General features: G+C 44.9%; 10 protein-coding genes. 2 read left to right on the plus strand and 8 right to left on the minus strand.

Annotated features, from left to right (window positions below; genetic code table 11):
• Positions 1–12 precede the first annotated feature (12 nt).
• The 7 genes from BLV66_RS05685 to BLV66_RS05715 form a co-directional block, all read right to left on the minus strand.
• Positions 13–840, minus strand: a complete 828-nt coding sequence (locus BLV66_RS05685; protein WP_086987407.1) for a carbohydrate ABC transporter permease — start codon at positions 838–840, stop codon at positions 13–15.
• A complete protein-coding gene (locus tag BLV66_RS05690) occupies positions 840–1,700 on the minus strand; it encodes a carbohydrate ABC transporter permease (protein ID WP_086987406.1) in 861 nt (286 codons plus the stop codon). Before BLV66_RS05690 ends, BLV66_RS05685 begins: the two co-directional genes overlap by 1 nt.
• Before the next feature lie 69 nt (positions 1,701–1,769).
• Positions 1,770–3,023 carry an ABC transporter substrate-binding protein gene (locus BLV66_RS05695; protein ID WP_218131803.1) on the minus strand — a complete coding sequence of 418 codons (1,254 nt, stop codon included), beginning with the start codon at positions 3,021–3,023 and terminating at the stop codon, positions 1,770–1,772.
• A gap of 172 nt (positions 3,024–3,195) precedes the next feature.
• Positions 3,196–4,209 (minus strand): LacI family DNA-binding transcriptional regulator, encoded by a 1,014-nt coding sequence (locus BLV66_RS05700; protein WP_086987404.1) that lies wholly within the window; start codon positions 4,207–4,209, stop codon positions 3,196–3,198.
• 689 nt (positions 4,210–4,898) lie between these two features.
• Positions 4,899–6,086 carry an iron-containing alcohol dehydrogenase gene (locus BLV66_RS05705; protein WP_086987403.1) on the minus strand — a complete coding sequence of 396 codons (1,188 nt, stop codon included), beginning with the start codon at positions 6,084–6,086 and terminating at the stop codon, positions 4,899–4,901.
• Between the two features lie 26 nt (positions 6,087–6,112).
• Positions 6,113–7,507, minus strand: coding sequence for an aspartate aminotransferase family protein (locus BLV66_RS05710; protein ID WP_086987402.1), 1,395 nt, complete (start codon positions 7,505–7,507; stop codon positions 6,113–6,115).
• A 339-nt stretch (positions 7,508–7,846) separates the two neighbouring features.
• Positions 7,847–9,262: an aminotransferase-like domain-containing protein gene (locus BLV66_RS05715; RefSeq protein WP_086987401.1), complete on the minus strand. Its 1,416-nt coding sequence runs from the start codon at positions 9,260–9,262 to the stop codon at positions 7,847–7,849.
• A gap of 147 nt (positions 9,263–9,409) precedes the next feature.
• Between BLV66_RS05715 and pdxS the strand changes: the two genes are divergently transcribed.
• Together pdxS and pdxT are read left to right on the plus strand one after the other, a co-directional pair.
• Positions 9,410–10,300: a pyridoxal 5'-phosphate synthase lyase subunit PdxS gene (pdxS, locus tag BLV66_RS05720; RefSeq protein ID WP_086987400.1), complete on the plus strand. Its 891-nt coding sequence runs from the start codon at positions 9,410–9,412 to the stop codon at positions 10,298–10,300.
• 2 nt (positions 10,301–10,302) lie between these two features.
• On the plus strand, positions 10,303–10,875 hold the full coding sequence (gene pdxT / locus BLV66_RS05725; RefSeq protein WP_086987399.1) for a pyridoxal 5'-phosphate synthase glutaminase subunit PdxT: 573 nt from the start codon (positions 10,303–10,305) through the stop codon (positions 10,873–10,875).
• Between the two features lie 210 nt (positions 10,876–11,085).
• On the opposite strand, the gene BLV66_RS05730 is transcribed toward pdxT, so the two are convergent.
• Positions 11,086–12,495: a 6-phospho-beta-glucosidase gene (locus BLV66_RS05730; protein ID WP_086987398.1), complete on the minus strand. Its 1,410-nt coding sequence runs from the start codon at positions 12,493–12,495 to the stop codon at positions 11,086–11,088.
• Positions 12,496–12,502 lie beyond the last annotated feature (7 nt).

A 12,502-nucleotide genomic window follows, 5' to 3' on the forward strand; every position in this document is an offset into this window, starting at 1 on the left:
CTGACACCTCCATCATTTTATGGCGCCTCTCGTGACACCTGATATAATTCTTTTTTGTGCAATAAAATACAAAACCAGCATAGGCAGCATCGATAACAAATACGATGCAAAAGATAACGTATAATCCGTGCTGAATTCTGACTGGAAAATATATTGCGTCAAGGGTAAGGTTGCAGCTTCATTTTTTCCGCTCAATACGACCAACGGCAACATGAAATCATTCCAAACGCCCAATGTTGTTATAATGGCCACGGTGGCGTTGATTGGCTTGAGCAGAGGAAAAATAACTTTCCAAAATACTTGCCACGTTGTAGCGCCATCAATGATGGCTGCCTCCTCCAACTCAATGGGTATTGATTTAATATACCCTGTATAGATAAACAAATTGAAAGCCAAATTCAATACTAAGTACAGCAGAATCAACCCCCCTAAGTTATCCATATTCCAGCTGGCTGTTTGTTTTACAATTGGCAACATAATGATCGAGAATGGGACAAACATGGCACTGATGATGTAAAAATAAATAAATTTATAAACTTTTTTTTGCAGGTTACGGGCAATCACATACGAGATCATTGAGTGAAATAAGATTGTTAATATTACGGTTGGAATCGTAATAAGTAAACTATTCACTAATGCCCGAAAAAAGTCGGTCATTTCTATGGCTGTAGTAAAATTCTGCAGTGACCAGCTTTCAGGTAGTGCCAAAATACTATTTTGAGCAAGTTCCAGGGGTGTTTTAAAGGCAATCGTAATCGTTAAGTATAAAGGGAATAGTACAAAGAATGAACCGATTGTCAGTAGAGCTGTCGTTAGCCAGTTCTTTTTAGAGTTACGCATCAATCATTCCTCTTTTCTAATACTTTAATTTGGAATAGGGATATGGCCACAACGATGATAAAGAAGATGACCGCATTTGCAGATTGGTATGCAAATTCTCCGGCAGAGAAACCACCTTTATAAATCAAGAGTGAGATTGATTCTGTAGAAGTACCAGGTCCACCGCCAGTCAACGCTACAATTTGATCAAAAACCATCAAATAATTTTTCATCGATACAACAACGTTGATCATGAAAAATGGCGCTATCAACGGGAAAGTAATTTCCTTAAATTTGGTCCATGGCGTAGCTCCATCAATATCTGCTGCTTCATATAAATCAGGATCGATCGTGACCAAACCACTCAGATAGAGGATGGTGTTGAATGCCGTGGATTGCCAAACGGCAACGATAACGATCCCAATCCATGCAGAATCCGGATTACCGAGAATATTATTCGCTAATAAGGCAATACCTAAATTTTTACCGATAATCGGCAAATAATACGAAAAAATGAAATTAAAAATATACCCGATGACTAACGTACCTAATATATAGGGCAGGAAGTAAATCCCTCTAAGCGCTTTTTTAAAGGCAATTTTAGAATTTAAGCCGATAGCAAGCGCCAAGCTGATTATATTTGTTATGACTGTAGAAACGATTGCAAATCCTATCGTAAACAGATAGGCATGGCCCACCCTATAGTCCTTAAAAACGTTAAAATAATTTTTTAAGCCCACGATTTCAAAATCCCCGTATCCCTTCCAGTCCGTAAAACTATAAAATACACCTTGCAAAAGTGGATAGGTATGAAGAATAAAAAATATGATGACTGCAGGAATCGTTACAAGAAAGTAGACTTTATTGAATGATTTTTTCATTTTACCCCTCTATTCCCATCAAACACAGGATCACTAAAAATATAGCGACCCTATTTTTGATAGATTATTTTATCGGTTAACTACTTTATCCCACTCGCTGTCCATCATTTTTAAAAATACGTCCTTGTCTCCGTCAATCAAGTATCCTTGGACAATATTTTCTGCACCCATCCCAGCAGGATAAAAATGATCTGGGAAGCTATCTATGTTACCCTCTTCAAAAAATACTTTTATATTTGCAAAGGTTGGATCTTCTTGCAATACACCTTGGATGGCAGAAAAAGCTTTCTGTTCATCAATGTATTGGTTCGAAATTTCTTCACTGATCATAAATTCAACGAATTTCTTGGCCTCTTCTTTGTATTCGGATTGTTCACTGATCGCTAACATGACATCAATGCCTGAAACAAGTTTATTTTCCGCTTGATCATCTGACGATGGTAAAGCCATGAAGTTTATGTTCGCATCAGGGTTATTTTTTAATATTTCAGGGATTGCCCAGTTGCCTTGTATATAGAAAAGTCCTTCTCCATTTGCAAATTGTTTATTGCCGTCATCATAACCCAATCCAAATATGTCGCCTTCGCCATACTTGACTAACTCTGCTATTTTAGTTGCCACTTCATCATAACCTTCAACAAAACTGGTATCGTCAGCAGTTTTAAGTTCAGCAAAATTTTCTGGGGCTAGGTTACCACCAAGACCATTCCATATAGGCATTGCGGTCCATGCATCTTTGAGCGTAAAGAGTATCGGAACTTCTCCTTGTTCTTTTGCAATTTCCAGTGCAGCAATAAATTCTGCATACGTTTTAGGAACGCCCAGTCCCAATTCATCCAATATATCTTGGTTGATTAATACACCATTGGCATTTGTAGCATACGGAACACCAAAATTACCCTCGACCTCTGTTCCAACTAATTTCTTAGACATGTCAAGGTACGCTGGCTGAACTTTTTGCAATAAGTTGGTTTCAGATATATCCACTAGCACACCGGCCCTTGCAAGTTCTCCAAATGTAGCATTTCCGCCAATAGCCATAATATCTGGCACGTCATTTTTAGTTAATCTCGTTTTTAATACAGTCTCGGCTTCAGGTGGTGATTGCAATTCGATATTTACACCAGGATTTTCTACTTCAAATTTTGCAATCACAGATTCCAATGTATCTATATTTTCGCCTTTATTACTGAATAATTCTAATGTGACGCCATCGTCTTCTTTTCCTTCAGCAGTGTCGCTGCTTGATCCGTTCCCACAAGCTGCTAAAAGTAAAAGAGACGAGATGGAAATAGTGGTAAGTAATAATTTTTTAGTTTTCATCATATTTTCCCCTTTAATATAGATATCAAGTCGCAACAACGTAAACGTTTACGTTGTTGGTAAAAAAAATTTCTCGCTTACATATCATTATACGTAAACGTTTACGTATTGCGGAAAAACAAATTTCCCATATTGTTCCACGTAAACGTTTACGTGGAACGGGAAAATTTTTTTATTTTATTCTTTTCACACTATCTCTTTCAATAATTTGATAAGGCATTATAATCGAATGCACATCGACATCCTTCTTATTGATAATTTTGAACAATATTTCAGTTGCTTTCTCTGCCATTTTCACTAATGGCTGAGCAGTGGTTGTCAGCGGTGGTACTGACATCTCAGATATTTTCAAATTATCATAACCCATAATAGAGACATCACTCGGTATGCTTATGCCTAATTTATATGCAGCAGAGATTGCTCCAATGGCCATTTCATCACTTACACAAAATATGGCTGTCAAATCAGGATATTGCTTAATTAATTGAATAAAATTATCTCTTCCGTCATCGAATCCAAACCCGTTTCCCGATACTATCTGTCTTTCCTCAACAACCATATTTAGATTTTCTAATATTGCCTTTTTGTAGCCATCAATTCGTGGATTCCCCGCAATTGGATCTGCAGAGCTTCCGCTTATTAAGCCAATTTTTTTATGCCCCATCTTGATCAAATAATTCGTGGCTGCATAAGATGCATCATAATCATCAACTTTCACGTATGGTACACTCGCATATTCAGCTGATTTCGTAGATAGCAATACACAGGGAATATTATTTCTTTTTATATAATCATAGTATTCCTTTCGTAGGATTTCACTTACGAATATTATGCCATCCACTCTCTTCTCATGCAACATTCGCAGATTCTCTTCTGTGCTTGCAATATTTGATTTCGTATAGGTAACAATTAAGTTTGAATTTTCTTGCTTCGCTATAGCATCAATTCCATTAATAAATTCTGAACTTAATAGACTCGAAATCTCGGGTATAATAACTCCTATTGTATTTGTTTTTTTATTGATTAAGCTTCTAGCAACTTCATTTGGTTCATAACCCAATTCTTGGGCTATTTTTTTAACTTTTTTTCTTGTTTCTTCTGAACATCCAGGCTGATTATTTAAAGCTCTGGAAACTGTTGCGATAGAAACTTTTGCTTTTTCTGCAACATCTAGTATTGTACTCACAAAGCATCCCCTATTTCGTAAACGTTTACGAAAAATAATATATCACGTGTTTTTGGTTTTGTAAACGTTTTTTTATTTATATATTATATGCTTTAAATTAGTCATCAGTCGATTGTTTCACCTTATCCCTTGTTCAACCAATTAATTCCTTTACTCTCCTGTGCTCAGTACCGGCTAAATGAGATCTATTTTTACACCATATTTAATTACTAATGAGTGTAGTTTGATAGTCCAAAGTAATACTCTTCTAAAGCAGCTTCCAAAAAATGATTTCCAAACGTATAAATAAACCACCTCTGTTGGTCCCACAAAAGAGACATCTTTTATACCTTAATTGATTAAATTTTTATCTTGGAATATTCATTTTATTTGACGTGAATGTTTCCAAATTCTATTTTATGATTCCACCACTTGCGAATTAGCCATGCAAAGTACGGTATTTCTGATAACAGTAGCTTAAATTTCTGCCTTATTTTCTTTTATTACACACAAAAATATATCCCTATGAAATACCTCCTGTTTGGAGATTTTCACAGGAATACAATTCACATAAATACATACTTTCTTTGATGGTATTATTAGCAAACAGTTATATATAATACCAATTCTTAAAAAAATTTTATTTAATATACGAGTATATTTAGTTTCGTATGCATCAGTATAGTCTTTGTTTTAATTTACTCGCTCTATCATAGTGCCATTTCGTAGATTTTTCTGCTGATATCCAGTGTCTGGTCAGCGCGTTCCGAAAGGCGATCCCGCTTATGGACTTCCAATTGTTCAACCATATAGTCGATGTCCGTCTCTTCGATGCCGATTTCACTGAATCGGGTCGGCATTTCCAACGCACGGAAGAATTCTTCAGTTTTTTGGATGCCAAAATCAATTCGCGCCTCATCGTCACCTTCCGTCGCGCCCCAAACGCGCTCAGCATACTGCAATAGCTTATCCCATTTTTCCTTTTTGCGTACTTTCATGGTAGCAGGCAGAATGACCGAAAGCGTACGGGCATGATCGGTCCCGTTCAAAGCAGTGATTTCGTAGCCCAAGGCATGGCTGGACCAGTCGCCCGGGACCCCGGAAGCCGTGAATCCGTTGAAGCCGTTGGTCACTGTCCACATGAAGTTCGCCCGCGTGTTGTAGTCTATTTCTTCATCCGCCAGGACTTCCTGCCCAATTTCGATGAAAGTATGCAGGATGCCTTCGGACCAGCGATCCTGCAGTTTTGCGCCGACCGGATAGGTCAAATAGTTCTCCATGACATGGACAAAGGAATCGGATAGTCCGTTCGCCAATTGCCTTTTCGGCAACGTGTAAGTCAATTCGGGTTCCAGAATCGAAAAAGCCGGGAAAAGATTCTCATTTTTGATGCTCACCTTCGCCTGCAGTTCCTCGAAGCTGACGACTGTGATCGGGTTCATTTCCGAAGATGTGGCCGGAATCGTCAATACCGTCCCGAATGGCATGGCCTTTTCAACCGGCAAGCCTTTGCCGACACCGCTTGCGAAGATGTCGATTGGATCGCCTTCAAACAGGCTGGCTGCCGCGATGAATTTCGTGCCGTCGATGACCGAGCCGCCGCCCACCGCAATCAGGAAGGTGTAGTCTTCCGTTTTGATTTTCTCCACGGCATCCATGAGGTATTCAAAGACCGGGTTCGCCGGGATGCCGCCGAACTCCCCCCATTCCCTGTCGCCCAGCGCCTCTACGACACGGTCGAAGGTGCCTGAGCGTTTGGCGCTGCCGCCTCCGTAGGTGATCAGCACTTTTGCATCTTTAGGCACAAACTTGTCGATTTTTTTAACCTGATCCCGCCCGAACGCTATCCGGACAGGATTATAAAACTCAAAATCCATGATTTCAGCTGACGGTGACATAATATTCCCCCATTGGTTTCAGATAATTATGCTAACTTTGTGCACAAAGCATCGATTGCGTTTTCAAAGATGGCAAGACCGGCTTCCAACTGTTCATCCGTCATGACCAACGGAGCCAGAAAACGGACCACATTTCCGTAGGTGCCAGCATTTTCAATGATCAGGCCGTTCTGTACACAATGCTGGATGAGCGCGTTCACCAATTCCGGAGCAGGTTCCTTCGTCAATCGATCTTTGATGAATTCGACGCCGATCATACCTCCCAATCCGCGCACATCGCCGATTTCTTTGTATTGCTGTTGCCATTCCTCAACGCGGACAGTGTATGCTGCACCAAGTTCCAATGAACGTTCGCAGAGGTTCTCGTCTTCGATGACTTGGATTGTCGCAAGCGCCGCAGCGCAGGAGACCGAATTGCCTCCGAAGGTGCCTCCGATCAATCCGCCGCCAATGCCTTTAACGATTTCGTCACGGGCAACGATGGCGCTGAGGGGGAAGCCGCCTGCGATTGATTTTGCCGTACACAGAATATCCGGTGCACAGCCGGCTTCTTCGTAGTAGGAAGAGACGAAAAGTTTTCCTGTGCGCCCGAATCCGGTCTGCACTTCATCGGTCATCATCATGATGCCATTTTCATCACAGATTTGGCGGACAGCTTTGACCCACTCAATTGGAGCCGGAATGAAGCCACCCTCGCCCTGCACTGGCTCAAACACGATGGCAGCAACTTGACTGGCCGGCGTCAACTCATCAAAAGCGCGTTTGATGCGGTCGATATAGTAGGTGACTGCCTCTTCATCCGTGTAGTAGGCCGGTTTGCGGTAAAGGTTCGGATAATCCACTCGGAATATGCCGTCCGGAAAAGGCCCCAAGCCAATCGAGTTGGCCTTTTTCGCAGTCATATGTGTTGTCAGCAACGTACGTCCATGGAATGCACCAGAGAATACGATGACATTCGGACGTTTCGTGTAGGCTCTCGCCACCTTGACACCGTTCTCGATTGCTTCCGCACCACTGTTCGCAAAGAACGTCCGCTTCTTGAGACCCTTAACCGGTACGATGTCGTTCATTTTTTCAGCTAAGGCGATGTACTTTTCGCTCGTAAGGATATTGATCATCGCATGAAAATAATCATTTTCCTGCTGCTTGACCGCTTCCACAACTTTCGGGTGGCGATGGCCGATATTCAGAACGCCTACGCCTCCGACCCAATCCAAAAAGCGGTTGCCGTCAACGTCCTCAATGATGGCGCCCTCTGCCTTCGCGATTGCAACCGGGTAGACGCAGATCAAAGAAGGAGGGATCGCTTCAGATCTCCGTGCCAGTATGGCTGCTGCCTTTTCCCCCGGCAATGCCGCAGTGATGATCTCCGGCAATTGATATCTCAATTCTGTTTCTGTTAATGATGTTATTCCTGTCATAACGCTCGCTCCCCTTTTCATGCAAACTTGTCATATCTTTTATAACTTCGATGGTTTGATTATATAGATTTACCAACCAAACAAAAAACATTTGTTGACACCAGATAGGACATTTTCTGTTATGTGATGTCAGCTTCATTCACACGGCTTTGGGAATAAGGTTGCAATAACGGCCAATATCTTTGATACATATAGGATTCCAAGCAAAAAAACCTCCCGTTATCTTTACGGAAGGTTTCCTGACATGAAGCTCGATTTATTTTTCATTTTCATTTCATTTAAAGAATATTGCCCAGAAAACGGGAGTGGAAATGTAAGATTCTATGAAACAGGCCGAGCTCATGACTTTATGTCCCGCTCCAGAAAATGTCCGAAACTGAAACGGATCGCATTTTTTTGATCACCGAATTGGATGCCTTCTTTCACCACCACTTTTTCTTCCAACAATTCCTGAAGCAGTTTATCCATCTCGGCATCGGTTTTATTGGCGAAGTGACAATAAAGATGGTAGCCGCCTTTTGCCGGTTCGAAGCTTATTTCCGATCCATATTTTTTTCTGAGCCACGTCTGCAATTTGTCGGCGCGCGCTTTCAAAGCCGTAATGATGATTGGGAGATGATCTGCGATTTCGCTCGCTAAATAATGGTCAGCCAGCAGCTGCGGCAAGAAACTCAATCCGGAGTCAATCTGATCCCGAATGTCAGCCAGTGCCCGGATAATGGCGGCTGGTCCAACCATCCAACCGATCCGGATATGCTGACCAGCAAACTTGGACAAGGAACCCAGATACAGCACTTGTTGCCGTTTATCCAAGCTTTTCAACGGACGGTTATCAACCGTTTCATCAAAAACGAAGCTGCCGTATGCATCATCCTCCACAATCGGGATGCGCTTCAGCAAACAATAATCAAGGATAGCCTGTTTTCGCTCCGGACTCATGACCGTACCCGTCGGATTCTGGAAAATCGGATTCAGAAAAATCATCTTCAGAGGATATTGCAAGGAAGCTTCTTGGAGACCCTTGACAGTCATTCCCTCGTCGTCCATCGGAATCGGAATAATCCGCAAACCGGCAGCCTGAAAAAGCCGTAAAGAATAGAAATAAGAGGGAGCCTCGATGCCGATAGCATCGCCCGGCTTCAGCAGACCTTGCGTTATCAAAAACAATGATTGCTGGGTTCCCGAAGTGATGAAAATTTCCTCTAGCGGGACAGTCATCCCGTACGCTGTCTGCAGGTGCTTTTGGACACTTTCCCTCGTCGCTTTGATCCCGCGGTTCTCCCGGATGAAGGTCGCTTCCCCATGCAACATTTCCCCCAGTGAAATATCCGGGATTTTCAGTTGCGGCAAGAGGTCCTTCGGCAGATCCCCGTTCCCCAAATCCAAGATTTCACGCGATCGGTGTTGCGCCAACAGCTTTTTTACGTTCCTTTGATAAGGGGTGTCCACCGAAAGATTATCCGGCGTCAAAGAAGAGCGCCAATTGATGGTGGGCCTTGTCTGCATCCCCCATTTATTCGGATTCACGAACGTCCCGCTGCCCCTTTTGCGGATGAGGATGCCTTGCGTCGTCAGCTCTTCCAGTGCCCGGATGACGGTTGAGCGGTTGACTTGCAGTTCCTCCGCCAGCTTGCGTTCCGCCGGCAAGGCTCGGCCGGGGACCAAATCGCCGGCTTTTATCTTCTCTTCGATCAGCTGCATCAACTGTTGATAGAGCGGCATGCCCCTATCCTGGTCCAGTCTCCATTCCGTCATTCCTTCACTCTCCTTGGTTTTTATTCATTATACAACAAATTGGTTGGTTCGGAAACAGTCCAATTGGATGTAGGTATTTCTGAAAAAAGGGATTATGATTTAACCATTCTTTAATCATTTCATCATTTAAACCAAGGAGGATTATTAATGACAACAAAAGTTATCGGTTCAGAAAAAGTAAAACGCGGGATGGCCCAAATGCAAAAAGGTGGCGTCATCATGGATGTCGTGAACGCAGAGCAAGCCCGTATCGCTGAAGCGGCTGGTGCCGTAGCGGTAATGGCGTTGGAACGCGTGCCTTCTGATATCCGTGCAGCCGGCGGGGTTGCCCGAATGGCAGATCCCAGCATCGTCGAGGCAGTGATGAACGCGGTCAGCATTCCCGTCATGGCGAAAGCCCGCATCGGCCACATCACCGAAGCGCGCATCCTGGAAGCGATGGGCGTAGACTACATCGACGAGAGCGAAGTGCTGACCCCTGCCGATGAGGAATTCCACCTTTTGAAATCGGACTACACCGTTCCTTTCGTCTGCGGCTGCCGCGACTTGGGTGAAGCCTTGCGCCGCATCGGCGAAGGGGCTTCGATGTTACGTACAAAAGGCGAGCCGGGGACCGGCAATATCGTGGAAGCCGTCCGCCATATGCGCAAAGTCAACGGGCAAATCCGCCAGTTGATCACGAAATCGGACGATGAACTGATGACATTCGCCAAGGAAATCGGAGCTCCTTACGAATTGGTCAAGGAAATCAAACTGCTCGGAAAACTTCCGGTCGTGAACTTTGCTGCCGGTGGCGTCGCAACACCTGCTGACGCAGCCCTCATGATGAGCTTGGGTGCGGATGGCGTCTTCGTCGGATCGGGCATTTTCAAAGCCGAAAATCCCGAAAAATTCGCCCGCGCTATTGTCCGCGCGACAACCAACTACGAAGATTATGCCTTGTTGGCTGAACTGTCGAAAGGCTTGGGCGAACCGATGAAAGGGATCGACATCAGCACGCTCAACGCCTCCGAACGCATGCAGGAAAGAGGCTGGTAAGCATGACGAAAAAAATCGGCGTATTGGCCTTGCAGGGGGCCGTCACAGAGCACCTGCAAGCACTGACTAAATTGGGCGTCACCGCGACTGTCGTTAAAGTGCCTGTCGACTTGGATGATCTTGACGGACTGATCATCCCGGGCGGAGAATCGACCGCGATTGGCCGCTTGATCCGCGAACAGCATCTTGAGGAACCTTTGCGGCAGTTTTATGCATCCGGTAAAGCGATTTTTGGAACTTGCGCGGGGCTAATCCTTTGCAGCACCGACAGCAGTCATGCACCCGATGAATTGCGGCTCGGCTTCATCGACATCGCAGTCGAACGGAACGGTTTCGGACGCCAGGTAGACAGTTTTGAAATACTACTGCCTTTTGAGGGCATGGCCGAGCCGGTGGAAGCCGTCTTCATCCGCGCCCCTTACATCCGATCCGTCGGCAACGGCGTGCGGGTCTTGGCGAGCATCGACGGAAAAATCGTGGCAGCCGAAAACGACCAGATCCTGGTTACAGCTTTCCATCCGGAATTGACGGATGACCTGTCGGTGTTCGAGTACTTTTTGAAGAAAATCAGCTAAAGTACTGTTATCGGATGCATACACCTCTTGTGGTGACCGGACTGTCTGATATCTTATCGTTATCGGACAACTACGGTCCTTGTAGGCATCAACTTGTCCAATATCTTTCCGGTATCCGATAGCTGGTCCGCATCCCAACTGCTCATAAACAGACAAAAAAATCCCCTGTTCACAACATCAGCGTGTTGTGAACAGGGGATTTTGTATTGTTTAGTCCAAATCTTCACCATTGCTGGCGATGGCTTTTTGGTACCAGTAGAAGGAGTCCTTCTTCATGCGGTCCAAGCTGCCTGAACCGTCGTTATTGCGGTCCACGTAGATGTAGCCATAGCGTTTCGCCATCTCGCCCGTACCGGCCGAAACCAGGTCGATGCAGCCCCACGAGGTGTAAGCGACAAGATCGACGCCGTCAAGCACAATCGCATCACGCATCGCTTTGACATGATCGCGGAGGTAGGAGATGCGGTAATCATCATGGATTTTGCCGTCAACGATTTCATCGATAGCACCCAAACCGTTTTCGACAACCATCAGCGGCAGTTGGTAACGGGAATGGAACGTATTCAAAGCGACGCGCAATCCCAATGGATCAACTTGCCAGCCCCATTCCGATTCCGCCAAGTATGGGTTCTTCTCGCCCATCAAAGCATTGCCTTCACCCGGCACGCCGGATTGCGCAAAGCTGGCTGCGCTGGAAGCATAGTAGCTGAAGGAAATGAAGTCGACCGTATGTGCAGCCAAGATTTCCTCGTCGCCTTGTTCGAAGGTAACGTTGATGCCCTTCGTGGCGAAGTAAGCCAGTTTGCTCGGCGGATAATACCCACGAGCATGGACATCTGAGAAGAACAGCTTTTCTTCTTCTTTTCGTTGCGCAGACCAAACGTCTTCCGGTTTTGCCGACAACGGATAGACAGGCGCATAGGCAATCATGCAGCCGATGCGGTTCTCGGGATCAATCGCTCTTGCTGCTTTCGTCGCCAAAGCGCTGGCGACAAACTGGTGATGCAAGGCTTGATACATGATTTTTTCCTGGCTTTCGCCCGCTTCAGCTTTCGAACCGATCGAAATCTGCGGCAGGAATGTCGCCATGTTGATTTCATTAAAGGTCAACCAATAATTGACTTTCCCTTGATAACGTTCAAATAAAGTTGTCGCATATCTTTCGAAGAAGCCGATCAGTTTGCGGTTTTTCCAGCCGCCGTAGTGGTCGACCAAGTATTGCGGCATTTCGAAATGCGAAATCGTCACCAATGGTTCGATGCCATATTTCGCCAATTCATCGAAGATGTCATCATAAAACGCCAAACCGGCTTCGTTCGGTTCCAGTTCATCGCCATTCGGGAAAATCCGCGTCCAAGCAATCGACATCCGGAACATCCGGAAGCCCATTTCGGCGAACAAAGCAATATCTTCCTTGTAGCAGTGATAGAAATCGATGCCGGTGTGCGACGGGTAGTAGTCGCCGACACCAGCGAAACGTTCGGCAAAATCGCGCGAGCAGGTCAGTTGGTCGATGACCGACGGACCTTTACCATCAGCATCCCAACCTCCTTCAAATTGATTGGCGGCTGTGGCGCCGCCCCAGAAGAAACCTTCCGGAAATCCTTTACCTGCTGACATGACAATT

Source organism: Trichococcus collinsii (assembly GCF_900107505.1).
Classification (GTDB): domain Bacteria; phylum Bacillota; class Bacilli; order Lactobacillales; family Aerococcaceae; genus Trichococcus; species Trichococcus collinsii.

What these genes read in the sequence shown, in the direction of transcription:
- BLV66_RS05685 (WP_086987407.1), bottom strand. Translation starts at nt 840, where the DNA reads ATGCGTAACTCTAAAAAGAACTGGCTAACGACAGCTCTACTGACAATC.
- BLV66_RS05730 (WP_086987398.1), bottom strand. Translation starts at nt 12,495, where the DNA reads ATGTCAGCAGGTAAAGGATTTCCGGAAGGTTTCTTCTGGGGCGGCGCC.
- pdxS (WP_086987400.1), top strand. Translation starts at nt 9,410, where the DNA reads ATGACAACAAAAGTTATCGGTTCAGAAAAAGTAAAACGCGGGATGGCC.
- BLV66_RS05695 (WP_218131803.1), bottom strand. Translation starts at nt 3,023, where the DNA reads ATGAAAACTAAAAAATTATTACTTACCACTATTTCCATCTCGTCTCTT.
- BLV66_RS05690 (WP_086987406.1), bottom strand. Translation starts at nt 1,700, where the DNA reads ATGAAAAAATCATTCAATAAAGTCTACTTTCTTGTAACGATTCCTGCA.
- BLV66_RS05705 (WP_086987403.1), bottom strand. Translation starts at nt 6,086, where the DNA reads ATGTCACCGTCAGCTGAAATCATGGATTTTGAGTTTTATAATCCTGTC.
- BLV66_RS05710 (WP_086987402.1), bottom strand. Translation starts at nt 7,507, where the DNA reads ATGACAGGAATAACATCATTAACAGAAACAGAATTGAGATATCAATTG.
- BLV66_RS05715 (WP_086987401.1), bottom strand. Translation starts at nt 9,262, where the DNA reads ATGACGGAATGGAGACTGGACCAGGATAGGGGCATGCCGCTCTATCAA.
- pdxT (WP_086987399.1), top strand. Translation starts at nt 10,303, where the DNA reads ATGACGAAAAAAATCGGCGTATTGGCCTTGCAGGGGGCCGTCACAGAG.